We start from the raw sequence: 26,809 nt of genomic DNA on the forward strand, positions 1-26,809 counted from the left end.
AGTGGCTGGGTCGCTTGCCGTTACTGACCGTACGGAACCGGCAAGCCGTTCTTGATCGTGTACACGGTGGTCGGCGCGCCCTTCAGGTCGCCGAACTCGTCGAATGAATAGGTGCCCGCTACGCCCTTATAGTTCTCCTTCGCGAGTTGCGCGGTCAGCTTCGCCTTGTCCGTGGTCGTGCCGGCCTTCACCATGGCGTCGGCGAGCAACTTCACGCCGTCGTAGTAGCTCACGGCGTAGACCTGGGTATCGATGTTGTACGCGGCCTTGTACTTTTGCAGGAACTCGCGACCGGCCGGTGTTTTCTCCAGCGCAATGCCGCCTTGGGCACAGTAGACGATCGACGCCGCGTCGCCGGCAACCTTGCCCATGTCGGCCGAGCAGATTCCGTCGCCGCCCAGCAGCTTCGCCCTGAGCCCGCGCTGGCGCATCTGTTTGGCCATCGGCGCGCCTTGCGCCGCGTATCCGCCAAAGAAGATCACGTCAGGATTTTTGGACTTGATGTTCGTCAGAATGCCGAGGAAGTCGGTGGCCGACGAACTGGTGAATTCCTGGTCCACGATCTGAATGCCGTTCGCCTTGGCAACCTTCGTGAACTGCTCCGCCACGCCTTGACCGTAGGCCGTGCGGTCGTCGATCACGGCGGCCGTTTTGGCCTTCAACGTCTTCGCGGCGAATTGCCCCATCGTGCCGCCGAGTTGTTCGTCGCTCGCGCCGATACGGAAGATGTTCTTGAAGCCCTGCTTGGTCAGCGCCGGGTTGGATGCAACGGGCAGCATCGGCACGTTTCCGGCGTTGTAGACGCGCGAGGCCGGAATCGCCACGCCCGAGTTGTACGGTCCAACGACAGCGACGACGCCGCTGTCTACCAGTTTCTGCGCAACCTGCACGCCGATTTTCGGGTCGGCCTGGTCGTCCTGCGAATCCAGCTTGAAGGTGACCTTCTGCCCGGCGACGCTTACTCCTGCCTTGTTCAGTTCGTCGATGGCGAGCCGCGCGCCGTTCTCGTTGTCCTTGCCGTTCGGCGCTTGCGGGCCCGTGAGCGGAGCCGAATGACCGATGGTGACGACGACCTGGGCCGTCGCGGACAGGGTGAAACCAGCGGCCATCAATGCGGCCGCAGTCATTGCAAGACGTCGCATACGAACTCCGATTGGACTGGGGAGCAATCACCATATGCTCAATTCGGCGCCAATTCAATCTAACGCCCAGAACGGCGGCCACTTTCGGACCACGTCGCGAGTAATTTTCGAATCCAGCCACGACTATCGCGCGTATATCAGCCAAGCCGGTGGATATCCGGCTCCAGCGCCGCTCTGTTAATTCCGGCGCTGACCCATGGTTGACCAGTGGCTTGCGGCTGAACGCGGCGTACTTCCGCGTCATTCAGACCCGAGCAGCTGTTTGCGCTTCGCCGCTGCGCAATCAGTCAGTCTTTAGCGGTAGATGAAGCTTCGGGGCGTGCTGAAGCATGCGCCGGAATCGCTGGAGAAATATTATGGAAAAGTTAACGCTCAAAGTCCTGCTGGCGCGGGTTGGTGTCGCATCGCTCTGTGCGTGCGCCGCTATGGTTGCTCAGGCTGGAGGCAATGGCAATGGCGGAAACGGCAGCGGCGGCTCTCACGGCGCCGCCACATCAGGCATGACATACCACAGCGAGCCCATCTCGAGCCCCTGGAACCGGGTTCCCGGCGACATGACAAAGCATGCCGACACCGGCGCCTCCACCATGCCCGGCATGTCGCCGGACGACGGCGCCCAGTCGACCAAGACCGGGCAGTAACGATTCACGGCGACACTGGTGCCGGACGTGGCGGGCTTGCGCGTCCGGTGCTGAGTGTCCAGACGATCTGGGGCGCGGCCGGGTTGAGAGTCTGGGCTGAGAGTCTCGGCTGAGAGTCTCGGCTGAGAGTCTCGACTGAGAGTCTGGGCTGAGAGTCAACGCCGAAACTGCAGGCCAACGATCACGACCGCAAGTCAGCGCCGAGAATCGTCAGAGCCGCTCCAGTTCGTTTTTCATCCAGTCATGAACGGCATGACTCAACTCTTGCTGCGTCATCTCCTGAGGCGAGAGCGCTGGCCCGATAACCACGCGAATATGCCCGCGTCGGTCAGGCCAGCCTTTCGTCGGCCAGACCTTACCCGCGTTCAACACCACAGGAACTGCAGGCACGCCGGTCGCACACGCCAGTCGAACGCCGCCCGAAGTCATTCTCAACGGGGCATCGTGAAGCACCCGCGTCCCTTCCGGGAAAATGACGACGACATCGCCCTTAGCCAGCCTCTCCGCGCTTTCCTTCGTCACAGCCTGGTGAGCCTGCCGGGCCGAGCCGCGGTTCAGGCTGACCATGTCGAGACCGCGCAGCACCCAGCCAAAGAACGGGATACGCAGCAGGTCTTCCTTGAACACGAAACTGATGCGGCGTGGAATCAGCGCGAGAAACGCGAGCGTTTCCCAAGTCGATTCATGACGGCACAGAATGATCGCGGGGCCGTCGGGAAGATGTTCGAGCCCCTCGATCGAACATGACACGCCGGGCAGCCAGCGCATGACGAAAACCAGCGCACGGCACCACTGTTTCGCGAGCCAGTATCGTCCAGCCCGCCCAACGAAGGGAAACAGCAGCAGAATGACAATGGAATACAGCGTCCCGCTACCGAGCAGGTAAATAATAAACAGCCATTTGGTGATAGTAGAGCGCATCAGGACCTGGATCGGGTGGGTAAGCGGCGCAAGAATATCACCGTAACGCATTGAGACTGTGCCGAGCCGCCGATCATTAGTCCGTGCACGCGGGGCAAGCCAACGCCTCAGCCACGACAGTCTGCTTACTGCGGCCGAAGCTCGCGAGCGCGGCGAGCCCCAGTAACGCGAGACCGCTGCCCAGCATGAAGTCGGCGGAAATACCCACATGGTCCACCACCACGCCGCCCACCAGCGACCCGAGCGCGATCGCAACCTGAATGATGCTCACGAACAATGCCGAACCTGCTTCGGGCGAGTCGGGCGTAGCGCGCTGAATCCAGATGCTGAAGCAAAGCGGCAACGCGCCGAACGAAATGCCCCACGCGAGCACCAGCGCCACGACGCCGATCGTCGAATGCTGAAGCAGTGGCAGCGATACCAGCGCGAACAGCAGCAGCGAAACCATCACGGCTAGCGACACTTTCAGGTTGCGCGTCACCGTCGACGAAACGGCGAAGTTCGAGAAGAAACCGATCATGCCGAAGCCGAGCAGCAGCCACGTGATCGTCGACATGTCCAGATTCGCGTTGTGCAGCAGGAAAGGCGTGATGTACGTGTACGACGAAAAGTGCGCACCGAATACGAGTGCCACCATCAACATGCTTCGGCGCGGATGCGGCCGGCGCAGCAGCGCCACCAGGTCGCGCAGGCGCAACGCGGCCTCCGAAGGCAAAGACGGCACGAAGAAGAACTGCGCGACGAGCGCGATAGCGACCAGCACGCCGGTTGCCATGAACGATTCGCGCCACGACGCAAAGCTCGCGATGAACGTGCCGAGCGGCACGCCGATCACGGTTGCGCAGGTGACGCCGGTGAGGATCGTCGCCATGGCTCGCGCCGAATCTCTCGGCTTCACGAGCCGCACCGACGCCGCCGTGGCCAGCGTCCAGAAACCGCCCAATGCAGCGCCGAGCAGCGCGCGCCCGAGCAGCATGACGAGAAAATTCGGCGCAAACGCCGAAATCAGATTCGAAGCGAGCAGCAAAGCTGTCAGTAAAAGAAATACCCGCCGCCGATCCATGCGCCCCGCCACCAGCATCAAGCCAGGTGCTGAGATGGCCGCGATGACGCCGGGCACGGTGACCATCAGGCCGGCCGTGCCGGGCAGTACGCCGAGTTCCGCGGCGACCCGCGGCAACAGTCCGACCGGTAGAAATTCCGTCGTGACGAAAGCAAAAGCGCCGACCGCGACGGCGAGCACGGCAAGCCACGATCGCAGGGACGACGGGGCGCCGTCGTCCAGCGAGGCACTGCTGGACGGGAGAGTATCTTCGATCAACATAGTATTGTTAGCGAGTCTCTAAACAACAGATGGGATTGGAGCGGCCACACCGCGCTAATCCATTCGCAAAGCGCAGGCACGATGAAAAAAGCAGGCCATATTGGCCTGCTTGCCGGCAGCGATGCGAGTGCAGTCTGGAAGATTAGCGGGTGAAAACCCGAATGGAATACACCATAACATCGTATTAAATCGCCCGCTGACGACTCCGGAAAATTGCGGTCACGCGTGGGGTTATTCGTGCGGCGCTTGCGCCTGCAACCCGCGCGAGCATGACGCTTCGATTTCTGGCGAATTCAAATGGGCACGTTTGGGCACAGCGTTTGCTGAAGGCCACGTCAGCGTTTAACGCGCTTTCAACCGCTTATCACAACGAGGACAACGCCCATGGTTAGCACCCGCCCCTGCACCGCCACTTGCGTGATCGACGGCATGCCGGTCACCGTCACCTTTTATCCGGACAACGGCGTGTTGCGCATCGCCAATTCAGCGGGAACGTGCATCAGGGAAACGCGCTGGCATGCGTCGTGGCGCGCACTGCTGGATGAATTCCGTGGTTTCGCCGAACGCGCCACGGTGCAGGGCCATGATCTCGATGCGATGATGGGACGTCTACGCGAACGCGCCGATCATTCGCTACACGGCATGTCGCTCGCATAAGAGCGCTCGCTTAAGCAACAAGCACAGCGCAATGGTAAGCGACAGGGAAGTGACGGGAATGCGATGCCTGCAATGCACACCGCATTCCCAAAGATGAACTCAAAGATGAATCTGTCATTGACCAAAATAGACACTGCATTGCGGCCCGGAAGAAGCGCATCGCTGGCTTTGCCGGCTTCCCGCCTCCGATTGCCCCGCTGCCACGCCTCCATAGGACACGTTCTGCACCGGTTGGGCGCCGGCATTCATGCCCCCTGCCGGTTCGCCGAAAGACATATCGGTCGTCGCCTGCGCCGATTCGTTCGCGTTCCGTTGCATCAGCGCGCTGCTCGACAGTCCGGCGGCCTGCGGGCTTTGCATCTCCTGCGCGCTCGCCGTTTGCGGCGCGAGAACGAGCATGGCGCTGGCCGCCGCCATCAATAATCGTAGTTTCATGTCCAGACTCCTTGAATCCGGCGCAGCAGTTCTCGTCCTCCAGACAATCGGTCCGTGAAAAGACGCCCGGCGGCCCGATAGGGCTGGCGGACGAGTCGATGTCGATGCGAACTGCTGCGGCGAGTCATCGAACTAAACGGGTAACACCTTGCCAGACCTGCAACCGAGGTCGGACGCGTTCCCGCTACTGGCCGGAATCAGTCGTCGCAGGCTGGAAGTGCGGATTTTGGCTCCGCTGTTTCTTTATAGCTCGGCCACTCAGGAATTCAATCGCGGAACACCCGGCGTGGTCCAACGCGGCGGGCAAGTTCAAAAGCGTGCTTTTGAAACAAAATCAATCGACCCTGCACGTGCTTTGGCCACACAGTGCGTTATGATGCTGGCATAACGTAAATAATCGGCCCCGCGCGAGGCACCGGCGAGAGACGGAGCGTGGAGATGAAACCGGTCATCCGCAATCAATGCATCGTCAATAACGTTTCCTCCCTTGTGGGCATGAGGCTTATCCAGCCTTATCTGCCGCGCAGCGGAGCTGCTCGAATATCCATTGACTGATAACCTGGTTTGATAGGCGGCGGGTTCGGCCATATGCTGCGCCGCGATATAGGGAACGACGTTTTTTCAGACGCTGCCTTTGGATTTCCTTCAATCGATAACCACACCGCGGGCCGTCCCCATCTATATGGGCTCGATGCTGTCGCGGTTTCCCCTTGCAATCTGTAATTGACAGAACGCTGGACGCTTTAGAAGGACGAATATCTTATGGACGAAAGGAAGCGAGATAGCATGATTGCGTATCTCCGCCACCGCATGGAAGAGTTTGGTATCAAACCAGAAGACCTTGCTGCAGTACTGGCGTCCGAGCCGGCAGCGAAAAAGGGCGAACGCTACCGTAGCGCGACCGGAGATAGCTGGGACGGCCAGGGCGAGATGCCCCAGTGGCTGAAACAGGCCATCAGCGCGGGGCAGTCTATCGATCACTTCGAGTTGTCGGCCGCGCCGGCGCCGGCGCCCGCGCCGCAGCCGAAAAAACGTGTGGACTGGCAAAACGATCCGTTCGCAGGCAGTCCGCTCGCGCGCTCGAACAATCGCTGAACCACCGCTGAGCCACCGCACCGTGCGGGCTCATGCTAATGATCGAGCGGCATAACGCCATGAAAGACCTGGCTTCGCGCGCTAACCGCATGCAGTCGGTGGCGACCCGCTGACTTCCGCGCAATCCGTGCGGTGGCCTTGCGTGACGTTTTGCTTTGAGCGCAGCCGTGTCCGCAGCGGCACCGGTTAGCGATTACGCGTCGCAAGTGGTGGCGCCGTGCGCCGAAACGATGGGCGCGCAAATCGATGCCGCGTTGACCGTGGCCGATGGCGGCGTTGTGTATTCCGGCAGTTCGATAAACCCACTGACCTGCCGCACGATTTGCCAGAACACCTTGTCGAACAGGCGCACGCGTTCGGACTCGGAGATTTCCACGGCGAGCGGATCGGCGAAATTCCAGATGCACGACGGTGGTGCACCCGGAAACGCGGGCGCATGGCGTGCGTCGACGGATTCGTCCAGCGCGATGACGAGGTCCATGCGCGGCGCCCATTCCCCAGTGAATTCGAGCCAGCTTTTCGGGCTGAGAACGCCGAGATCCGAGATGCCTGGCCGCAATTGCGCGACCGCGAATGGATGAACCCGGGCGGCCGGCTCCGGCCCCGCGCTGAAAGCGTCGAACCGGTGTCCCGCCAGCTCTCTCAATAGAGCTTCGGCGATGATGCTGCGTGCCGAATTCTCGCGACAGAGAAACAGCACCTTATATTTTCTGGTCACGCTTACCCCGTACCCTGTATTTTTTTGGTTCTATCTGCAATTCTGCCGGCTCAGTCTTGCGCCCTCGTGACACTACGATGATCAAATTTGTTGCGCCACGAGAATTTGTACCAGGGGAGTTTCATTCACGGACACCGTGCGTTGCGCCGGCCCGAAGTGTACCAGCGCACGCACAAAGCTTTCATTGAGCCTTCATTCGAGAGCGACCGAAACGCGCGCGCTTCAGACGGAAGCGTCGGTCTCGCGCTGACCGGACACGATCCGGTTGGCCGCATCGCTTCCGCCGGCCGCCGCTGCGGGCGGAGTATCGAATAACATCGCCGCGGGGGGCGTGCTGATCGCCTTCACGCCATTGGCAATACCGGGTGCCGCGACGTAGGGAATAAACGCCGCCACCGCAACGACTACGATGAAAGTGAACATGGCCGTCGTGCCTCTGGGGATCGACTGCGTGGAAATCGAGCGAAGCGGTTCGCATGGCAATGAGCAGGCATCGCTCTTACTTGCCGTGATCGGACCTCGCACTCCACGGCCATGTCTTTGATTCTAGAAGCGCAAATTCGGGCGCTAAAGCCCGCTCTCTATATCAATTCGGTCTACCTCTATGGTCTAGCGGCCAAGGCGCTATTCCTCACATGGCTGCGATTCGAGGGCTCCTGTTTCGGCCCGAAACTCGGCCCGAAACGCGACAGGTTAAAACCGCAATCCATTGAGAAACTGAAACCACAAGCCTTCGAAGACACCCGCCGGATGAGCTTCGGCTGCGGGTTCCGCACGCTTGTCAGGAGCGGTGCGGTTGGCCTGCGCGGCTTGCGTCGCGCCGTCCTGTTTCGCAGACGTGGTTTCGGGCTGCGCTGATACATCGGCAGTATCGGCAGTATCGGCAGCCTCGGGCGCATTGACCCCATCGGCCGCCGCGTTCGCTTTTGCCTTCGCAGCTTCACGGCGCGAGATCTGCAGCGCCGACACGCTATCCGCGATCTGCGCGGCTCGCCGCGCCTCGCAGCGACGCCCGAGCAGCACGCCGAACAGCACATCGCGGTTGTGGCCATCATCGGCGAAACGCATCGCTAGCGAGACCATCTCCGCATACGCGGCCTCTTCAGCGGCCCGCGCCGCCGCTTCGCGCTCGGCGCGGGCCTGCTGCTGGCGAGCGCGTTGCGCTTCCCAGCCGCGCATCTGCTCGGCGTAGACCGAGTCGTACACCTTGCGCTGCGCGGCGTCGGAGAGGATCGCATACGCGTCCTTGATTTCCTGGAAGGTGGCGCGCGCAACTTCCTCGGCGCCGCCATTTCGGTCGGGATGCCACTTCATCGCGGCCTTCCGGTAGGCCCGCTTGATTTCTTCGTCTGTGGCGTGCGTGGGCACGCCGAGGGTGTCATAAAGGGTTGCCATTGCTTGCTCGACCTCGCGGTGATTCGCTTCGCGGACCATCGTAGCATGCAAAAAACGGCTTTATCGTGAAGCGGTCCGCGCGGGCGCTGCTCGCTCGCAGGATAAAAAAAGGCCCCGCCACTGGCGTGGCGAGGCCGAATCCCATGTCAAGGAGATGTCATGGAGGAGACGATTCGATCATAGCCGCCCGTTGTCGCGCGCCCAACCAATGCTTCGCCATATGCTTATCCGGCGCGGCCTCAAGTGCATTGCAGGGCGTGTTACATGGCCCCGCCGTGCCGGCGGCGGGCGCACCGCCACTGCGCCAACACGCCGCGCGGTTATATCGTTAGAACAAAAAGTCGCTTCGTGCCGCGCCCCGCGCTCATTAAGATGACACTTCAAAGTCCGGTTCGCCCCGGTCCGCTGCGCGCAGCCCCGCGCCGGCGCATCGTGAGCCGCTACCGAAGGAGCATTTCGTTGACCAGTTTCGATCATTCTCGCCGGCCGCTCGTCGTCGGCATTGGCGGCACGACGCGCGCCGCTTCGTCGACCGAGCGCGCACTCGGCTTCGCGTTGCGCGGCGCGCAAGCCGCCGGCGCGAACACCCGCCTGTTCGGCGGCACCTTCCTGCATAGCCTGCCTCACTATGCTCCGGAACAGCCCCACCGCACGGACGAACAGCTCGAACTGATCGAGGCCGTGCGCCACGCGGACGCGCTGATCATCGCCACGCCCGGCTATCACGGCGGCGTATCCGGTCTCGTCAAGAACGCGCTCGACACGCTGGAAGAACTGCGCGCCGACGAACGCCCGTATCTGGACGGCCGCGCGGTCGGCTGTATCGTCACGGCTTACGGCTGGCAAGCCGCCGGCTCGGTGCTGACGTCGTTGCGCTCGATCGTTCACGCGTTGCGCGGCTGGCCCACGCCGTTCGGCGCCGGCATCAACACGCTGGAAACGCGCTTCGATACCGTCGACACCTGTTCCGACGCGAAGGTCGTCGATCAGCTCGCCACGGTCGGCCAGCAAGCCGCGCAATTCGCGCTGGCGTTCAACGCCCATCGCACGCCGGACGCCGCGCCGATCGGCAGCGCGCTCAAGGACACGCCGTCCGCACGCCTGCTGCACGCGGTTTGATTCCCTCGGTTTAACTCCCTCGGTTTAGTTCCCTTCTCTGCCTACCGTCTCACGACGCCGTGGATCCGCCCGGGCGGCCACGGCGGTCGTCGTCGTTCGTGCAAACCGTGCGGCACATAACAGACCCGCGATCCACAACGCCGGATAGTGTGCTCGAACACAGCGCATATGATCCGATCGGGGCTACTCCTAACCTGCCTGCTGATTTGCTAACGACGATTGATTGGTTCACCCGCTGCGCAGCGCGGCCTACGCTTGACCTGCCCGCTGATTTACCGGCCGCGTGACGCTACGGGTTGCGTCCGACGAGCCGGCCTTCTCGCAACGCACGCGGGGACACTGACTGTCAAAAATCATGAACGCACATATTCGCTACAAGGGTTATGAAGTTGCACCGGCCGCACAACAGCTTCCCAATGGCCTGTTCGCCGCCAACCTGACCATCGAGAAAACTTCCGCGAGCCACGCTCAGGCGTATTCATTCGACGCGCTCGATTACTTCTTCGACGAAGAGCACGCTCTTGCCTACGCATTCCGCTGGGGACGCATGTGGATCGATAACCACCAGTAACGCCTCTCGCTTCAAGCGCATCATGCGCGTCGGGAGCGGCGCCGCGAGGCGTGCGCCGCTCGACGTCGGAATTTGAAGGGTTGTGCCAGAATAGGCGACACATCGAGTTCGCCCTCTGTACGCCTGCCATGTCCGACACACTGACAGATGTTGCCGAAGACCGCACCCTGCGCCATTGGACCTTCCACGGCCCCGCCCGCGTGAAGATCGGTTCCGAGGCGCACAAGCAGATGTTTTGCCGCATGCTGCTTGAAACCCACAACCCCTATAAGCCGGCCGTGATCGACTGGCCGGCGTTGCCGCCGGATGCGCTCGAACGGCTGTGCGCGCTGCCGATCTGGGACATCGCGGTGCAGACCGAAGGCCGCGCGTCGATCGCCGTGCATACCTATGCCGCGCAATTGAGCGATCCCCTGCTGCGCGAAGCGATCACCATGGACGGCGACGAAGAAGCACGTCACAAGCACGTGCTCTCGAAGCTGATTGCCGCCTACGGAATCGAGATCGCACCCGAGCCACCCTATCCCGTCCCGCGCGACGCCGAGTGGGAATGGATGCGCACGGGCTATAGCGAGTGCACCGACAGTTTCTTTGCGTTCGGGCTGTTCCGCTCGGCGCAGCAGTCAGGCTTTTTCCCCGAGGCGCTGGTCGAGACTTTCGAGCCCGTGATTCAGGAAGAGGCGCGCCACATCCTGTTTTTCATCAACTGGGTGGCGTGGCATCGCCGCACCATGCCGCTGTGGCGCAGACCGTGGCACGCGTTGCGCGTAGCCGCGATCTGGGTGGTGCTGGTCTGGCAGCGTGTGGCGATCGCGAAAGGTATCGACGCTGAAGGCATGGCGCACGATTCGAATTTTCTTCCCGCGAGCAGCGGCGTGATCGGCGAAGCCATGAACGCGCGCGACCTGTTCGCGTTGTGCCTCGCGGAAAACGACCGGCGCATGAGCGGCTACGATGCAAGACTGTTGCGTCCCAAGCTGGTGCCGACGCTCGCGCATCTCGCGCTGCGCTTCATGAAACCCTCGCGCCGGACACCGACATAAGACGAAGGAGACACCGGCCATGACATGGACCGTTGATGAACAACTCGCGCTGAGCGCCACGCAAGCCGTTGCCGCGATCCAGTCCGGCCGCCTGAAAGCCGCCGACTATGTGGCCACCCTGCTCGCGCGTGCGGCGGCGCTCTCGAGCCTCAATGCGCTCACCACGCTCGAGCTCGACGGAGCGCTCGCCGCCGCGCGGCGTATCGACGCACTGCCCGCGGCCGACAAGGCGCGCTTGCCGCTCGCAGGCCTCGCCATTGTCGTGAAGGACAACATCAACACCGCCGGCTTGCAAACCTCGGCGGGCACCCCGGCGCTCGCGGGCTTCGTGCCGAAGTCCAATGCGCCCTCGGTGCAGCGGCTCATCGACGCGGGCGCGATCATACTAGGCAAAGCCAATATGCACGAACTGGCATTCGGCATTACGAGCACGAACCTCGCCTCGCACGCCGGGCCGGTGCGCAATCCCTACGATCCCACGCTGATTCCGGGCGGCTCGTCCGGCGGCACGGCGGCGGCGATTGCCGCGCGTATTGCGCCGGCGGGCCTCGGCACCGACACGGGCGGTTCGACCCGCATCCCCGCCGCGTTGACGGGCACCGTGGGGTTTCGTCCGTCGGTCGGCAACGGCGGCGCCGAGCGGCGCTATCACGATCCAGACGCCGTGGTGCCGATCAGCCATACGCGCGACACGGTGGGGCCGATGGCGCGCACCGTCGCCGATATCGCGCTGCTCGACGGCGTGATCACCGGCGCCGGCGCGTTGCCGGTCATCGCGCTGAACGGCTTGCGCATCGGCTTGCCCGCGCCGCTGTGGGAAGGGCTCGAGCGGCAGGTGGAGGACGTCGCGCGTGCCGCGTTGAAGAGGCTCGAAGCGGCGGGCGTGGTGTTCGTGCCCGTGGCAATGAGCGAGTTGAACGGTCTGAATGGCATGGTGGGCGGCCCGATTGCGATCCATGAGGCGCGCGACGACGTGCTCGCCTGGCTCGTCGCCAATGATGCGCCGGTCAGAACCGTCGTCGACATGGCGGCCCGCATCGCGAGCCCGGACGTGCGCGCGATCTACGACGGCGTACTCGCCGATGTCCTCGGCGAGCACTACGACGCGGCGCTGAATGACTGGCGGCCGCGCTTGCAGCAATACGTTGCCGCGACCTTCGCCGATGAACGCCTCGACGCGCTGCTGTTTCCGACCACGCGCCTCGCCGCTGTGCCGATCGACGACGTGAACGGCTCGTCGACGGTATCCATAGACGGATCGCCGCCGATCGACACAATGGACGCGTTCCTGCGCAACACCGATCCGGCCAGCACCTCGGGCATTCCGGGACTTTCGCTGCCGGCGGGCATGACGGCGGGCGGCCTGCCGGTTGGACTGGAACTGGATGGGCCACTCGGTGAGGACCGGCGCCTTCTTGCTATCGGCGTCGCCTTCGAGCAGATCCTCGGCTCGCTGCCGGCGCCGTTGCTCTGATACCGAAACAACCTCCGCGACAACTCTAAAAAATTTGACTCTACCGCCGATGAAAACACCAACGCCCGCCCACCGCAGACGGGCCCGCTTTCGCTACGGTGCGCGAATCGTGGCCACGTTAGCCGTCGCGCTGGCTGCAAGCGCATGCGCGCGCCTCGCCACAATCGACTCGAATGCGCTGTGGAAAATTGTCGACCTGCGCTGTGTGCCGTCGCAACAGGCCACCGGCACGCCGGGCCAATGCACGGCAGTCGACCTGGACAAACGCTACGCTATCCTGAAGGATATTGTCGGACGGTCGCAATATCTATTGATTCCAACCGACCGCATCACCGGCATTGAAAGCCCACTCGTGCTCGCGCCGCACGCGCAGGACTACTGGGCCGACGCCTGGAACGCGCGGACCTACGTCGAGAAGTCGGTCAAGCGTGATCTGCCGGACAATCAACTCGGCCTCGAGATCAACTCGCAATACCGCCGCTCGCAAAACCAGCTGCATATTCATATCGATTGCATGCGCGGCGATATCAGTGAAGCGCTCGCGCGGCACGCGAAAGATGCGCCTGACGAATGGCATTGGGATACGCTCGACGGCAACCGTTACCGCATCATGCGCGTGAGCGCGCTCACGCACGCTGACAATCCGTTTCACATCGTCGCGCGGGACAATCAGGGGGCCGGGACGATGGCCACGCAAACCATCCTCGTGACGGGTGCGGGGCCTTCCGCGGAAAAAGACGGCTGGCTGGTCGTGAACAGCGGGATCGACGTGGAGAACGGCAACGGCTCGGCCGAAGGCCTGCTCGATCACGCGTGCCGCGTGGCGGACGCCCGGTAAGCGCCTGACCAACGAGGCCAGGCGGCCCGCCGCGCGCAAGCTGGCGCCGCTATGCACGTTTTAGCAGATGCATTGCTGAACAAATTGGTTCTGGCAATGCTCGGGGGTCCGTAGGATCGGTCTGAACCTGCATTCCGACCGATCCCTTTCATGGCGATTTACCTCGACGACACGCAACGCAACACACTCGCCCGCCTCGCGACAAGCTGGACATGGCGCACGCAATGGCCGACCTGGGCGCTGATCGTGACGATCTATGGCGGATGGTTCAGCGTGGCGACACATGCGCGCGACCTCGGCTTACCGCTTACTACGCTCCTGCTGGCTGTGCTCGGCACGTGGTACATGTCATTGCAGCATGAACTGCTGCACGGCCACCCCACGCGTTCGCCGTTCGTCAACGCGCTGCTCGGTTTCGCGCCGCTCGCCGTGTGCTTTCCGTATGGCATTTACCGCGATTCGCATCTTCGACATCACGACGATCCGCATCTCACGCATCCCGAGCGCGATCCCGAGAGTTACTTCGTCAGCGCTATCGCGTGGCGACGCGCGGGTTGGGCGATTCGCGCGCTGCTGACCTTCCGTAATACGTTTATCGGCCGCCTGCTGGTCGGGCCCGCGTTCGCCATCGCCGCGACCGGTGTCGATGCGCTCCGTCAGATCAGACGTGGTGAATGGCGCGATGTGCCGGTGTGGCTTGCGCACTTCGCCGCACTCGCCGCGCTCACCGCCTGGCTGCAACATGTTTGCGCGGTCCCGGCGTGGGTCTTTATTGTCGGTGTGGGATATGGATCGCTGTCGCTGGGTTCGGTCCGCTCGTTCCAGGAACATCGTACGGCGCACGCGCACGAGCATCGCACCGTCGTCAACGAAGCGGCGTGGTTCTGGCGTCTGCTGTTTCTGAACAATAACTATCACGCAGTACACCATGACCTTCCCCAAGTGCCCTGGTTTGCGCTTCGGAAAGTGTATGAAACGTCCCGCCAGCAATACATCGATCGCTCGGGAGGCTTTCTGGTGCGCGGGTATGGTGAATGGTTCAGACGTTATGCATTCGCTCCGATCGCTCATCCCGTTCACGATGTCACGTCTCTCCCCGTCCATGGCAATCCGCCTGCTTTCACCCCTTCCTCGGCTCGATTGCGGGAAAATTTCATGTCCGTTGCCCGCCTCGCGGAACGCCATGAAACTCACGCACACGCTACGGCTAAGCGCCAGGCCACACACCGGTCCCTATAAGCGCCGCAAGTGCGGCTCAATGTATTGAGTCGCCCGGATCGCTTCCCCGAGGACATGGTTTGAGTCAGATCAAACCCGCTACGGGTTTCGGCACGAACATACACACTGACCGCGGGTATCCAGACGACGTGTTCCGTTGACGCTCAATTCAGCGGCCCCATCAAGGCGATGGCAGGAACAACCGCCGACTCCGCGAAACACTTCACTGGCATATGACTTGCTTGTTGAAGTACCCGCACGACCCCGGCAAAACGAACGGGGCTGACCAGCAGGAGGAGACAATGCGCGATGAGGTCTATCACGCTGTAGCGCCAATGACGGCCCATGAGCCCGGCTGGCTCACACCGTCGATTCAGAAATCCCACGAACGCTCCGAAACTTTCGGCTTGAGCGCGCTGATGCGGCCGGACTACGACGTCCTGCCCGCGGCCGAGCTTTCGTTGAAGCTGGAACAAAGCCGTGTGCTCTGCGCACATGCCACGCCGGTGATGGAAACGCTGCATGAGCAGATCGTCAACACGCAGAGCATGATCGTGCTGACCGACGCCGAAGGCCTGATTCTTCATTCGATCGGCGACGACGACTTTCTGCGGCGCGCCGAGAAAGTCGCGCTGCGCCCGGGCGCCAACTGGGCCGAGGACCGCCAAGGCACGAACGCAATCGGCACGGCGCTCGCCGAGCGATGCCCAACCGCCATCCACGGCGAGCAGCACTATCTGGCGGCCAATCGCTTTCTCACCTGCTCCAGTGTGCCGATCCTCGATCCATACGGCGATCTGATCGGCGTGCTCGATGTCACCGGCGACTATCGCAGCTATCACCAGCACACCATGGCGCTGGCGAAAATGTCCGTGCAGATGATCGAGAATCATCTGTTTACGAGCACCTTTCGCGAAACCTTGCAAATCGCCTTTCACGGCCGCCCTGAATTTCTCGGCACCTTGATGGAAGGCATCGCCGCATTCACCTGCGACGGCCGTTTCCTGTCCGCCAATCGCAGCGCGCAATTCCAGTTGGGCATGCCGCTCGCGGGCTTGCGCGCGCATACGCTGTCGTCGTTATTCGGTCTCACGAGCGCGCAACTACTCGATCACCGGCGAGTCAGCCGGGACCGGCATTTATCGCTGAACCTGCACACTGGCGCGGTGGTCTGCGCGCACGTCGAATTCCGCCGCGACACTCGCACCGAGGCGAGCTCGCTGCCGCAGGAAACCCGCGAGACGCGCACGGCCCAGCGCGCGGAAGCGGCGGCGCCAGCCGCGGGTGCGTTGTCGAAACTCAGCTACCTCGACACGGGCGACCCGCAGATCACGGCAGTCATCGGCAAAATCCGCAAGGTGATCGGCAAGGACATACCGATCCTGATCACCGGTGAGACCGGAACCGGCAAGGAACTGCTCGCGCAGGCGATTCACAACGACTCGCCGCGACGCTCCGGCGCGTTCGTCGCGGTCAACTGCGCGTCGATACCGGAAACGCTGATCGAATCCGAGTTGTTCGGCTACGAGGAAGGCGCGTTCACAGGTGCGCGGCGCAAAGGCGCCGTCGGCAAACTGCTGCAAGCCAATGGCGGCACGCTGTTCCTCGACGAAATCGGCGACATGCCTTATCCGTTGCAGGTGCGCTTGCTGCGCGTGCTGCAGGAACGGCTTGTCAATCCGCTTGGCTCGTCGAAGTCGATACCGGTCGATATCGCCGTGATCTGCGCGACCCACCGCGACCTGCGTGAGATGATTGCGCAGAACCGGTTTCGCGAGGATTTGTACTACCGCCTGAACGGCATGGTGGTCAAACTCCCGCCGCTGCGCGAGCGCACGGATCTGTCCGCTGTCATCCAGAAGATGCTGCAATGCGCGTCTGCCGAGAGCAGCGAAGGGCAGCGCCTGAGCGTTGCCTCGGACGTGATGGCGCTGTTCGAGCAATGCGCATGGCCGGGCAATTTCAGGCAGTTGGGCAATCTTCTGCGCACGGCGGCGGCCATGGTCGATGCGGACGGCGAGATTCGCCGCGAGCATTTGCCAGACGATTTCTTCGACGGCTTGCGCACGGCTACCGCGCCGGGCACAGCCAGCACAGAGGCCTTACCGCTGCCAAGCGGACGTCTTGAAGACGTCGCCACCAGCGTCATTGCCCAAGCCGTGGCACAACATGGCGGCAATGTGTCGGCGGCCGCTCGCGCGCTCGGCATCTCGCGCAACACGATTTATAGAAAGCTGCCGTTGCAGGGTTTGAGCGACTCGGAAAACGCGGCCTGACTCGTAGGTGTCACAACTGCTCCAATTTGCAACAGTGCTGTAACTGAAATGAACAGGTGTTCCGCGCCCGGTCCGAGCGCGGAACACGCGACGTCACAGCACACATCGATTATTTTTTTGTCCATTCGACATGCTAATCATTCGGCGCATCCTTCACAGCTTCCAACTTGGCTCTATTCTCCCGGCACAGACTTTGCGTTAATCGACACGGCCGCTTCACCTATGCGGTTCTTCAATCACATGTTTTATTCAAGGAGACAGTCATGCAATGGACCACCCCCGCCTATTCCGATCTGCGTTTCGGTTTTGAAATCACGATGTATATCGCCAATCGGTAAAGCAACGATAAAACGCCGCACGCCGCTCGCTTTATGTGAGCGAGCGTGACGGCGCACGGAACATGGCCCATGAAGACCAGGATTGCCGGCTCGGGCTGATGCTCGAAGAGATCTTAAAGGCGTAACCCGTATGAATGCCCCGCACCACGACCATTACGCCAGCCTTCGGCCCTGTTTGCGCACGAAGTTCCGCCTGCAATGGGAAGGCGTTCGGGATACCTACGTGCTGCTCTCTCCAGATGGCACCGTGAATCTCAATCCGAGCGCGGGGGAAATTCTCGTGCGCTGCGACGGGACACGCGAACTGGACGACATTATCGGTGAACTGGAAGATCTGTTCAGAGCGTCCGACCTCGCTGCCGACGTGTACCGTTTCATCGACCATGCGCGGCAACGCGGCTGGCTGGACTGACACGGCTGCGCTGATCGACGCTCCGCTGCCTGTTCGCAGCAGGGACACGTCATGCGTCAGGGGTAATGGATAAAGTGACGGTTACAAGGAAGGCGGCCCAGCGCTCCCCGTGAATGACGGGAAGACTGCCGGGCCGTCGTCGTTGCATGGCGGCCGACGCAGTGAAGAAACTCAGTGAAGAAAGATACCGGGCCTATTGCGATGTGCGCGCGTTGAGCGGCGTGGTCGATGCCTTGGCGCTATCGTCGGTGAGTTTGGTGCTGCTCGCGCTATAGCCATTCGAATACAGCAGGAAGGCCATGATGTCCGCATAATCCTGCGGTTTCATCTTGCCTGGGCGGTCGGCCGGCATATTGTTCGCCATGTATCCGTACACCCCGCCGATAGTCAGCTTCGCATTGGCAGCCGGTGCAAAAGCCGGCCCGCGCAATGCGGGTGCATTGAGTCCCTGCAGATCCGGACCGTGGCATTTCGCACACGAACTCGAGTAAAGCGTCTTGCCGTGCGCGACCTGCGTGCGGTCGAAAGCCGGCGCATCGGCGGCTGCACTCGCATCGACCTTGAGAAACCGACCTTGCTGCGAACCCTGCCCGGATGCCAAAGTCATACGCCATACCGCGCCGCCACGGCCCGGGCCATCGCGATAGGCAAACGCCGGCGCGGCAGAACTGCTCGCCTGAGCCGCTTCGGGGAGAGTCCAGTGGCGAGACAATGCCGCGAGCCGGCCGTCCGATGCCATCTTTTCGAGCGCCGCGTCGATTCGCGGCTGTAACCCCGCGCCGTTCTTCCCGAACGCGAACACCAACTGCCAGTCGGCATACTGCGAGGCGGCATTGACAATCCGGAAGTGCCGCTCAGGATGTTTGATCGTGTAAGCCACCACCGCCGGATACCAGACGATCGCTCGCTGCGCATGCCCGCTCGCCACGGCGTCAACCGTCAGCTCCGCTGTGTTCTCCAGGTCGAGTTTCACGTTCGGCTGCTGCACGGCAATCAGTTGCGCGGGGCTCGCATAGGTTGCCGCAACCACCTCGGCTCCGCCGGCGGGCGTGGACGATTCTCGCGTGGTGATGCTGACGTAGCCGGAGCGCAGATAACCGCGCGAGAAGGTCAGTTTGCTGCCGGAACCATCCGCCACTGTCGAACGCGGAAAGCCGGCTATCACATCGCATTTTCTCGCCAGTGCCGCGTTCAGTTCCTTCAGCGAGACGCCGTCGTCGTCGCCACTGTCGAAACCTCCGGGAGAAAGCGACAGCGCGATCCCGGCCGTGCGAAACGCTTCACGCGCGACCGCTTCGTCGAGCGCGGTCGAAGGACTGCCGGGAAACGTGCACACGCGCACACCTGCGCTGGCGAGTCCCGGTGCCAGTGCGCCGGTCGCCAGCAAGACACCGGCAACGGCGAACCTATTGAGTCGAGTCTTCATGATCCTGTTTCCAGAAAAGGCCTGACCGTCACGACCGGGCGACTGTGTCCATGCGGACGCGGCCGGCTTGTCGTGACAGCCATGTGGACATCAGCCGTGGTTGAGCGCGAACACATACAACGTGCCGCCGCGTGGAACCTTCTCCGCCGCCTTCGCCATCGGGCCGCCCCAGATCGGATTCGCGCCCCCGTAGCCCGCGAGAATGGCGACATACTCCTTGCCGTCGGCCTCGAACACCGAAGGTTGAGCGACGATTCCGCTTGCCAGCTTCGGGCTCTGCCACAACACCTTGCCGGTCGTCACATCGAATGCGTACAGGTGGCCGTCGAGCGAGCCGCTAAACGCAAGACCACCGGCCGTGGTCGCCACGCCGCCGTTCCACGGCATCTTGCTCCAGTGGCTCCAGATTTTCTTGCCCGTGTCGACATTGATCGCCTGCAGCTCGCCATAACCCTTGCTGCCGGGTTCCGGTTTGATTTCGAAGCCTTCGCCGAGGTACGGCAAGCCTTCCATGTAGTTCACCGATTTGCCCGACAGCGACATGCATGCGTGCAAAGCCGGGACGACTGCAATGTGCTTGTCCGGATCGTACGAAACCGACCACCAGTTCTTGCCGCCGAGGAAGCTCGGGCAGGTTTCGATCGTCGTGCCGGCCTTCGGGTACTTCGACGCGTCCTGAATCGGCGCGCCATCCGCCGTATAGCCCGTTACCGAAGTCGCCGTCACGAACGGCTTCGCATAGATCAGCTTGCCTGTACCGCGGTCGATCGCATGGAAGAAACCATTGCGGTCCGCGTGAATGATCGCGTCGTACTCCTTGTCCTGATACTTGATCGTCGCCAGCACCGGCGTATTCACGCCGTCGTAGTCCCATGTGTCATGTTTGGTGTACTGATAATGCCATTTGAGATTGCCGTTCTTCGGATCGAGTGCGAGGAGCGAATCGGAGTAAAGGTTGTCGCCCGGACGCAGATCGGCCAGCCACGGGCCTGGGTTGCCCACGCCCCAGTAAAGCGTTTTCGATGCGGCGTCGTAAGTGCCCGTCAGCCAGGCCGGCGCGCCGCCATGTTCCTGCATGCCGTTCGGCCACGTATCTCCACCCTTCTCGCCAGCCGCGGGCACCGTAAAGCGCTTCCACAGCACATTGCCGTCGTCCGGATTCAACGCTGCGATAAAGCCGCGCGCGCCGTATTCGCCGCCGGCGCTGCCCACCACCAATGCGCCGTCGAGCGCGAGCGGCGCCAGCGAGAATGCATAGCCGAGCCCCGGCTCGAACATCTGCTTGCGCCACGCAACCGCGCCAGTCTGCGCGTCGAGTGCGACCACGTCACCGCTCAGCATCGCGACGTAGACGTTCTTGCCATACAGGGCCACGCCACGATTGATCACGTCGCAACATGCCGTCTTGAACGACTCCGCACCGAGCTTCGGTTCGAACTTCCACAATTGCTTGCCGGTTACCGCGTCGAATGCATAGACGTTGTCCTTCGGCGTGGTCACGAAGAGAAAGCGTCCGTTGACGATCGGCGTGGCTTCGAATCCCTGCTGCAGGTCCGCCGGAAACTTGTAGCTCCAGACCTGTTTGAGGTTCTTCACGTTCGCAGTGTCGATCTGTTTGAGCGGCGAGTGCGCCTGGCCGTTATAGGTGCGGTAGTACGTGAGCCAGCCGGGATCGCTCTGCGCAGCGGTCAATCGCTCATAGGTGACGGCCGGGTAGTCGCCGGCGGCCATCGCCGATCCGAATAACAGACTGACGGCGGTCGCCACGCTCATTGCAAGCGCCGTGGGCCGCGTCGCCGAAGCTAAACGTGCTTTCATCCTTGTCTCCTGTTGAGTTGTCGACGCGAGGCCGTGCGGCGGCGCCATCGTCTAGTGAACGCAGACTGGCTGCGGGCCATTCAAGGCAAGTCGCGTGCCATTGACGGCAAGTGCGCCTCGGGCCGCGATGGTCGATGAAAGCGCGCCGCAATCGCGTGAAAGAGCGGCTCTCCATGCGTGCCGGCAGTGTTGCGGCGTGGCACATTCGAACGCACATGTGTTGCTAAAAATGACAGTTGCCCGACCGATGAAGCAAAGCGCGCGTGAATGAACCGCGCTCGTCGCTATGCATGCCGCACACTCAGGTCCAATGGCACGCTTCTCGCTGAATGCTCCGCACGATGAAGAGCCGCAGTGATGCGCACACGTCACGCCAAAGCGCGCTTTCTCCGTCGGCATTCAGACAATCATTTGGAGGAGTCAGGCATGAATCACGCAGATATGCAGTTTCTCGATGTCGAATTTCCGTATGCGCGGCAATACGCCAATTTCATCGGCGGCGAGTGGGTTCCTCCGGTGCGTGGCGAGTACTTCGACAACGTGTCGCCGATCACCGGCGAACCCTTTACGTCGATTCCCCGTTCGACGGAAGAAGATATCGAACTCGCTCTGGATGCGGCTCACCGCGCCCGCAAAGCCTGGGCCGATACGTCGCCCGCCTTGCGCGCGAACATCCTGAACCGTATTGCGGACCGCATGGAGCAGAACCTCTCGCGCATCGCATTCGCCGAATCGATCGACAACGGCAAACCAATCCGCGAAACGCTCGCCGCCGACATCCCGCTCGCGATCGATCATTTCCGCTATTTCGCCGGTTGCATTCGCGCACAGGAAGGGACGCTCTCCGAGATCGACGCGGATACCGTGGCCTATCATTTTCATGAGCCACTGGGTGTGGTCGGTCAGATCATTCCGTGGAATTTCCCGATCCTGATGGCCGTGTGGAAAGTTGCGCCGGCACTCGCAGCGGGAAACTGCATCGTGCTCAAGCCTGCCGAGCAGACACCCGCATCGATTCTCGTGCTGGTCGAACTGATTCAGGACTTGCTGCCGCCGGGTGTGCTGAATGTGGTCAACGGTTTCGGCCTCGAAGCCGGCAAGCCGCTGGCATCGAGCAAGCGCATCGCCAAGATTGCGTTTACCGGAGAGACTTCGACCGGCCGCCTCATCATGCAGTACGCGAGCCAGAACATCATTCCCGTCACGCTCGAACTTGGCGGCAAAAGCCCGAACATTTTCTTCGCCGACGTGATCGATCGTGACGACGGGTTTTTCGACAAGGCTCTCGAAGGCTTCGCGATGTTCGCGTTGAATCAGGGTGAAGTGTGCACGTGTCCGTCACGCGTATTGATCGAAGAAAAGATTTACGACCGCTTCATGGAACGCGCGCTGAAACGCGTCGCCGCCATCACGCAAGGGCATCCGCTCGACACCAGAACGATGATCGGTGCGCAGGCCTCGCAGGAACAGTTGGAGAAGATTCTTTCGTATGTCGACCTGGGCAAACAGGAGGGCGCCGAATGCCTGATCGGCGGTGAGCGCATGCGCTTGGCGGCGAATTGAGCAAAGGCTATTACGTCAAGCCGACCGTGTTCCGCGGCCACAACAAGATGCGCATCTTCCAGGAAGAGATTTTCGGACCGGTAGTCTCGGTCACGACGTTCAGGAACGAAGAAGAGGCGCTCGAAATTGCCAACGACTCGCTCTACGGCCTCGGCGCCGGCGTGTGGACGCGCGACGGCACACGTGCCTACCGCTTCGGCAGGCAGATTCAGGCGGGCCGCGTGTGGACCAACTGCTACCACGCCTATCCGGCGCATGCGGCGTTTGGCGGCTACAAGCAGTCCGGCATTGGCCGCGAAACGCACAAGATGATGCTCGACCACTATCAGCAAACGAAGAACCTGCTCGTGAGCTATAGCGACAAGCCGTTGGGCTTCTTCTAACGCACGAAGATCTGGAGTGGCGTGGAGCCGCTCCAGAAACCTGGCTAGCGTAAGCCTCGACCTGCCCGGCTTAACTTCCACTCATGCAGCAATCCGGTGAGCAAGTGCCGCCGGAACTCGAAATCCGCACCGTGATGCAGCGTTTCCGGCACCGTAATGGTGAGTTTTAAGCGAAGACTAAAGAAGTTCTCCAACCGGTCGATACCATGATCAGGGGGTTTTTCCGCCTTCGGACCTGACCCGGGTCCGGCGCTCCCCGCATGGAGAAACGCAGTGAAACGTCTGGCTTATGGCGCACGCGGTGAAAGCTTCGCGGTCGAGCGGCAGCGCCTATGAAACGCAATCTGTTCTTCCGGTTTCTCGCGCGCCTTCGCGTCGGCCGCAAGCTGCTGCTGATCTATCTGCTCGACCTGAGCGCGGTGCTGTACATCAGCGGCATTCTGATCCACGAGAAATACATCGCGATCGACTTCTCCGACAAGGAGCTGGTCGGCAACGCCTACGTCGCGGCCGTACACGACGCGCTCATCGACTTCGCGCTCGCGGGGGCCGGGCAGCCGCGAACGGCGGCCCAGTTGAAACGCACGGCGGACGGGCTTGCCGACGCGGAGCGCCGCTATGGCGCGAACATGCAAAGCGCGGAACTCAATGCGCGTGTGCTCGCGGCGCTGACGGCCAGCGCCGCGCCGCATGCGGGCGCCGCGACAGTGGACGTCGGCCTCGAAGCGACACGCGAGCTGGTCACACGCGTCGGCAACCAGTCGAACCTGATTCTGGACCCAGACCTCGACAGCTACTACTCGATGTCGCTGTCGATCCTGCGCTATCCGGAGCTGCTCGGCGACGTCAACCGGATGGGCCGCCACCTGCACGACGCCGGCGCGCGTCTTCACGCTGCACGGATGAGCCACGACGAGATGCGGACCCGCTACCTCGTACTGGAAGGCCAGCTCGATGCGGTATTGCAGGGACTGCGTTCTGACTATGCGGAGGCCGCGGCCACGAACGGCACGCTGACCACGACGATCGGCCCGCCCCTCACGCGCATGCTCGCCGCGATCGACGCGTATCGGCGTGTGGCCGGCGCCGCCGTCGATGCCGGCTCGGATGACGCCACCCTCGCCGCGCTCGATGCCGCCCAGCAGCGCGTGGTGATGAGCGTGAGCGACGCGTGGAGCGCGACCGGCAATCAGCTCGAACGACTGCTGCACGAGCGCGTGCGCGGCCTCTTTGAGCGCATGTGGCTGCATCTCGGCACAGCGCTATTTCTGCTGTGCGCGATCCTGAGCATGGTGTATTTCGTCGCCCAGCAGATTTCGCGGCCACTGCGCCAGCTCGCGCGCGTGATGGACACGGTGCGACGCACGGGCGACCATTCGCTGCGCGCCCGCTGGCATAGCCAGGACGAAATCGGCCAACTGGTGCGCGGTTTCAACGACATGCTCGCGCAACTCGATCGCGAGCGCGACGTGCAGAAGGAACTCGCGGCGACCGCACGCGCGTCGGCCGCCCAGTACGCGCTCGTCGAGGCGACCCCGGTGCCGATGGTCGTCACGTCGATCCCGGGGCACGAGGTGTTGCACGCTAACAAGCCCGCGCTTTACTGGCTGAACGGCTGTACGGTCGACCCGTGGGCCGTCGGCCTCGACTCGGAGGTGCGCGCGCGTTTTTTCCAGCAGCTCTCCGACCGCGAGGCGGTCGACGAATTCGAGGTGCACTGGAAAGCCGCCAAAGAGTCCACATGGGCCATGCTGTCGGCGCGGCGCCTCGACTTCCAGGGGCGCGACGCCGTGCTGACCGCCTTCACACCGATCAACCAGATCAAGCTGATGGAGCAGCGCCTGGAATTGTGGGGCAAGGTGTTCGAGGCGTCTTCCGAAGCGATCCTGATTCTCGATGCGCAACGGCGGCTCGTGACCGCCAACGCGTCGTTCTATCGAGCAACGGGATATCGCGCCGACGACGTGACAGGCAAGGAGCCCGCTTTCCTCTTCGCCTCGCAGGAGCATGACGACATTCTCCCGGGCGTGATCGATTCCGTCGACCGCCTGAGCGCATGGCACGGTGAAGCACACGTGCGCCGGCGCGCGGGCAGTGACTATCCGGCGTGGCTGATGGTGAGCGCGGTGCGCGACCGGCGCGCGAACCTGTCGCACTACATCTGCACGCTGATCGATATCACCGACCGCAAGAAGAGCGAGGCGCGCATCCAGTTCCTCGCCGAGCACGACGTGCTGACGGAGTTGCCGAACCGCGAGCTGTTCGTGAAACGCCTCGGCGTGGTGCTCGGCAACGCGCGGCGCACGGGGCAGCGCGTCGCGGTGTTGTTCATCGATCTCGACCGCTTCAAGAACATTAACGATTCACTGGGTCATCACATTGGCGACAGTCTGCTGCGCTCGGTCTCGCGACGCCTGTTGCAAGCCGTGCGCAGCAACGACACGGTGAGCCGGCTCGGCGGCGACGAGTTCACCGTGATCCTGAACGGCGTCAGCAACGCGGCGGACGTGACGCGTACGATCGAGGATCGTCTGCTGCCGCTCGTGCGCCAGCCGCACGAGGTCGGCGGCGTTACGCTGCAGGTGTCGTGCAGTGTCGGCGTGGCGCTGTTCCCCGAGGACGGCGAGGACATCGAGACGCTGATGCAGAACGCCGACGCCGCGATGTACCAGGCGAAGGGTGCGGGGCGCAATCTCGTGAAGTTCTTCGCGCCCGACATTGCCGAACGCACGCGCTACCGGCTGACGCTCGAAGCCTGCCTGCGCACCGCCATTGCGATGCACGAGTTCCGGCTCGAGTACCAGCCGTGCGTCGATGCGCACACGGGCGAACTGCTAGCAGTCGAAGGGCTGCTGCGTTGGAACAGTCCGCAAATCGGCATCGTGTCGCCCGCGCAATTCATTCCGGTCGCGGAAGACACGCGGCTCATCATTCCGATCGGCGCGTGGGTGATCGACGAAGCCTGCCGGCAGATCGCCGAGTGGGACGCGCAAGGCCTGATGCCGCTACGCGTGTCGATCAACCTGTCGGCCATCCAGTTGCGCGATTCGGACCTGATAGGCACGCTCGCGGACAGTCTCGCGCGGCATGGCGTCGAGCCGTCGCGGCTAGAACTCGAGATCACCGAGACCGTGTTGATGGACAACGCGGAAAACTATCTCGCCATGATCAACGCGATCCGCGCGCTCGGAGTCAAACTCGCGCTCGACGATTTCGGCATCGGCTATTCGAGCCTCAGCTATCTGAACCGCTTTCCGCTCGATCGGCTCAAGATCGATCGCGCGTTCGTGCTCGACATGCTCGATGCCCGCGCGGACCTTGCCATCGTCCGCACGATCATCGAACTCGGCCATGAATTGGGTCTGCGGGTGGTCGCCGAGGGTGTCGAGAGCGAGCATCAGGCGCGCATTCTTCGTACGATCGGTTGTGACGAACTGCAGGGCTTTCTGTTTTCGAAGTCGTTGTCGCCGGCCGATTTGTGGTCCTGGACCCATGCGCACATGGTGGCGTGAGCGGCGCGTCCTGTCGCGCTCGTACGGGTGTTCCCGCAGTAACTCGGGCGCTTGAGGGTCACCGGCGAAGCCGCCGCTCGCCGGAGCGGATAAAGTCGCGGCCATTTCACGGCAAATGCCGGTTTTCCCACATACCGCGAGCTTACGACTTGTCATCCTGATGACTCGGGCGTGCGGCGGGAGATGGCCATGTCAGTCTATGTGGATGAAGGGTTCAGGCCCTGTGTGACGGAATGCGCGACGGTCGCGTTCCGGGTGTGCTGCGATGATCGCGCGCAGATCTTCGAGGTCAGCGCCGAAGCACTCGTGACCTATTGCGGCGCGGCGAGCAAGCGCAAGCAGGACCTGCTCGTCGCATTCGAGGATGCGCAACTGGAAATCCTTTCGGTCGCCGCGCAGAAATGGGCGTTCAGACCGTCGGAGCCGGTGCGTCTCGGCCTCGACGAATTCCGAATGGTCAGACATTAAATAGCAGGCATGCCAGAATAGC

The 26,809-nt window shown here is 62.4% G+C and carries 24 protein-coding genes and 1 pseudogene; 15 read left to right on the top strand and 10 right to left on the bottom strand.

Going from position 1 to position 26,809, the window contains the following annotated elements; translation table 11 throughout:
- Positions 1–20 precede the first annotated feature (20 nt).
- Positions 21–1,142, bottom strand: a complete 1,122-nt coding sequence (locus tag P0D70_RS03150) for a branched-chain amino acid ABC transporter substrate-binding protein (protein ID WP_408182510.1) — start codon at positions 1,140–1,142, stop codon at positions 21–23.
- A gap of 356 nt (positions 1,143–1,498) precedes the next feature.
- Here P0D70_RS03150 and P0D70_RS03155 point away from each other — a divergent pair, with 356 nt between their 5' ends.
- On the top strand, positions 1,499–1,783 hold the full coding sequence (locus P0D70_RS03155) for a hypothetical protein (RefSeq protein WP_091807682.1): 285 nt from the start codon (positions 1,499–1,501) through the stop codon (positions 1,781–1,783).
- 210 nt (positions 1,784–1,993) lie between these two features.
- On the opposite strand, the gene P0D70_RS03160 is transcribed toward P0D70_RS03155, so the two are convergent.
- The gene (locus tag P0D70_RS03160) at positions 1,994–2,704 is read right to left on the bottom strand and encodes a lysophospholipid acyltransferase family protein (protein WP_408182939.1); all 711 of its coding nucleotides are present in this window, start codon (positions 2,702–2,704) and stop codon (positions 1,994–1,996) included.
- Positions 2,705–2,780: 76 nt separating this feature from the next.
- On the bottom strand, positions 2,781–4,028 hold the full coding sequence (locus P0D70_RS03165; protein WP_408182513.1) for an MFS transporter: 1,248 nt from the start codon (positions 4,026–4,028) through the stop codon (positions 2,781–2,783).
- A 384-nt stretch (positions 4,029–4,412) separates the two neighbouring features.
- Here P0D70_RS03165 and P0D70_RS03170 point away from each other — a divergent pair, with 384 nt between their 5' ends.
- Positions 4,413–4,685: a hypothetical protein gene (locus tag P0D70_RS03170; RefSeq protein ID WP_408182515.1), complete on the top strand. Its 273-nt coding sequence runs from the start codon at positions 4,413–4,415 to the stop codon at positions 4,683–4,685.
- A 114-nt stretch (positions 4,686–4,799) separates the two neighbouring features.
- On the opposite strand, the gene P0D70_RS03175 is transcribed toward P0D70_RS03170, so the two are convergent.
- On the bottom strand, positions 4,800–5,120 hold the full coding sequence (locus P0D70_RS03175; RefSeq protein ID WP_408182517.1) for a hypothetical protein: 321 nt from the start codon (positions 5,118–5,120) through the stop codon (positions 4,800–4,802).
- Between the two features lie 309 nt (positions 5,121–5,429).
- Positions 5,430–5,708 (bottom strand): hypothetical protein, encoded by a 279-nt coding sequence (locus P0D70_RS03180; RefSeq protein ID WP_408182519.1) that lies wholly within the window; start codon positions 5,706–5,708, stop codon positions 5,430–5,432.
- A gap of 174 nt (positions 5,709–5,882) precedes the next feature.
- On the opposite strand from P0D70_RS03180, the gene P0D70_RS03185 reads away from it, so the two are divergent.
- A complete protein-coding gene (locus P0D70_RS03185; RefSeq protein ID WP_091807673.1) occupies positions 5,883–6,215 on the top strand; it encodes an H-NS histone family protein in 333 nt (110 codons plus the stop codon).
- 193 nt (positions 6,216–6,408) lie between these two features.
- Here P0D70_RS03185 and P0D70_RS03190 read toward each other — a convergent pair whose 3' ends face one another.
- The 3 genes from P0D70_RS03190 to P0D70_RS03200 all read right to left on the bottom strand — a co-directional run bounded on the left by P0D70_RS03190 (position 6,409) and on the right by P0D70_RS03200 (position 8,328).
- Positions 6,409–6,933 carry an arsenate reductase ArsC gene (locus P0D70_RS03190; protein ID WP_408182522.1) on the bottom strand — a complete coding sequence of 175 codons (525 nt, stop codon included), beginning with the start codon at positions 6,931–6,933 and terminating at the stop codon, positions 6,409–6,411.
- A 222-nt stretch (positions 6,934–7,155) separates the two neighbouring features.
- Positions 7,156–7,356: a hypothetical protein gene (locus P0D70_RS03195; RefSeq protein WP_408182525.1), complete on the bottom strand. Its 201-nt coding sequence runs from the start codon at positions 7,354–7,356 to the stop codon at positions 7,156–7,158.
- Positions 7,357–7,626: 270 nt separating this feature from the next.
- Complete coding sequence (locus P0D70_RS03200; protein WP_408182527.1) at positions 7,627–8,328, bottom strand: J domain-containing protein; 702 nt, start codon at positions 8,326–8,328, stop codon at positions 7,627–7,629.
- A 459-nt stretch (positions 8,329–8,787) separates the two neighbouring features.
- Here P0D70_RS03200 and P0D70_RS03205 point away from each other — a divergent pair, with 459 nt between their 5' ends.
- From P0D70_RS03205 to pqqD, 9 genes are all read left to right on the top strand, one after another.
- The gene (locus P0D70_RS03205) at positions 8,788–9,447 is read left to right on the top strand and encodes an NADPH-dependent FMN reductase (RefSeq protein ID WP_091807666.1); all 660 of its coding nucleotides are present in this window, start codon (positions 8,788–8,790) and stop codon (positions 9,445–9,447) included.
- A gap of 355 nt (positions 9,448–9,802) precedes the next feature.
- Positions 9,803–10,018 carry a DUF6566 family protein gene (locus P0D70_RS03210; protein ID WP_091807664.1) on the top strand — a complete coding sequence of 72 codons (216 nt, stop codon included), beginning with the start codon at positions 9,803–9,805 and terminating at the stop codon, positions 10,016–10,018.
- Positions 10,019–10,146: 128 nt separating this feature from the next.
- Entirely contained in the window at positions 10,147–11,061 is a 915-nt protein-coding gene (locus P0D70_RS03215) for a ferritin-like domain-containing protein (RefSeq protein WP_408182531.1), read from the top strand.
- 19 nt (positions 11,062–11,080) lie between these two features.
- On the top strand, positions 11,081–12,535 hold the full coding sequence (iaaH, locus tag P0D70_RS03220) for an indoleacetamide hydrolase (RefSeq protein ID WP_408182533.1): 1,455 nt from the start codon (positions 11,081–11,083) through the stop codon (positions 12,533–12,535).
- A 49-nt stretch (positions 12,536–12,584) separates the two neighbouring features.
- A complete protein-coding gene (locus P0D70_RS03225; RefSeq protein ID WP_408182536.1) occupies positions 12,585–13,373 on the top strand; it encodes a CDP-diacylglycerol diphosphatase in 789 nt (262 codons plus the stop codon).
- A 150-nt stretch (positions 13,374–13,523) separates the two neighbouring features.
- Entirely contained in the window at positions 13,524–14,612 is a 1,089-nt protein-coding gene (locus tag P0D70_RS03230; RefSeq protein ID WP_408182538.1) for a fatty acid desaturase, read from the top strand.
- A 281-nt stretch (positions 14,613–14,893) separates the two neighbouring features.
- Positions 14,894–16,867, top strand: a complete 1,974-nt coding sequence (locus P0D70_RS03235) for a sigma-54-dependent Fis family transcriptional regulator (protein WP_408182540.1) — start codon at positions 14,894–14,896, stop codon at positions 16,865–16,867.
- Positions 16,868–17,130: 263 nt separating this feature from the next.
- Complete coding sequence (gene pqqA, locus P0D70_RS03240; RefSeq protein ID WP_007178434.1) at positions 17,131–17,205, top strand: pyrroloquinoline quinone precursor peptide PqqA; 75 nt, start codon at positions 17,131–17,133, stop codon at positions 17,203–17,205.
- 130 nt (positions 17,206–17,335) lie between these two features.
- A complete protein-coding gene (pqqD, locus tag P0D70_RS03245; RefSeq protein WP_091807652.1) occupies positions 17,336–17,617 on the top strand; it encodes a pyrroloquinoline quinone biosynthesis peptide chaperone PqqD in 282 nt (93 codons plus the stop codon).
- A gap of 193 nt (positions 17,618–17,810) precedes the next feature.
- Here pqqD and P0D70_RS03250 read toward each other — a convergent pair whose 3' ends face one another.
- Both P0D70_RS03250 and P0D70_RS03255 read right to left on the bottom strand, forming a co-directional pair.
- Positions 17,811–19,043, bottom strand: a complete 1,233-nt coding sequence (locus tag P0D70_RS03250) for a c-type cytochrome (protein WP_091807650.1) — start codon at positions 19,041–19,043, stop codon at positions 17,811–17,813.
- 90 nt (positions 19,044–19,133) lie between these two features.
- The gene (locus tag P0D70_RS03255) at positions 19,134–20,861 is read right to left on the bottom strand and encodes a methanol/ethanol family PQQ-dependent dehydrogenase (RefSeq protein WP_408182543.1); all 1,728 of its coding nucleotides are present in this window, start codon (positions 20,859–20,861) and stop codon (positions 19,134–19,136) included.
- 426 nt (positions 20,862–21,287) lie between these two features.
- Here P0D70_RS03255 and adh point away from each other — a divergent pair.
- From adh to P0D70_RS03270, 3 genes and pseudogenes are all read left to right on the top strand, one after another.
- Positions 21,288–22,807 (top strand): annotated as a pseudogene (gene adh, locus P0D70_RS03260) (aldehyde dehydrogenase).
- 332 nt (positions 22,808–23,139) lie between these two features.
- On the top strand, positions 23,140–26,319 hold the full coding sequence (locus tag P0D70_RS03265) for an EAL domain-containing protein (protein ID WP_408182545.1): 3,180 nt from the start codon (positions 23,140–23,142) through the stop codon (positions 26,317–26,319).
- A gap of 189 nt (positions 26,320–26,508) precedes the next feature.
- Positions 26,509–26,787 (top strand): DUF1488 family protein, encoded by a 279-nt coding sequence (locus P0D70_RS03270; RefSeq protein ID WP_091809223.1) that lies wholly within the window; start codon positions 26,509–26,511, stop codon positions 26,785–26,787.
- Positions 26,788–26,809: the final 22 nt, after the last annotated feature.

This window comes from Paraburkholderia sp. RL17-381-BIF-C, from assembly GCF_046026435.1.
In the GTDB taxonomy this organism is placed as follows: Bacteria; Pseudomonadota; Gammaproteobacteria; order Burkholderiales; family Burkholderiaceae; genus Paraburkholderia.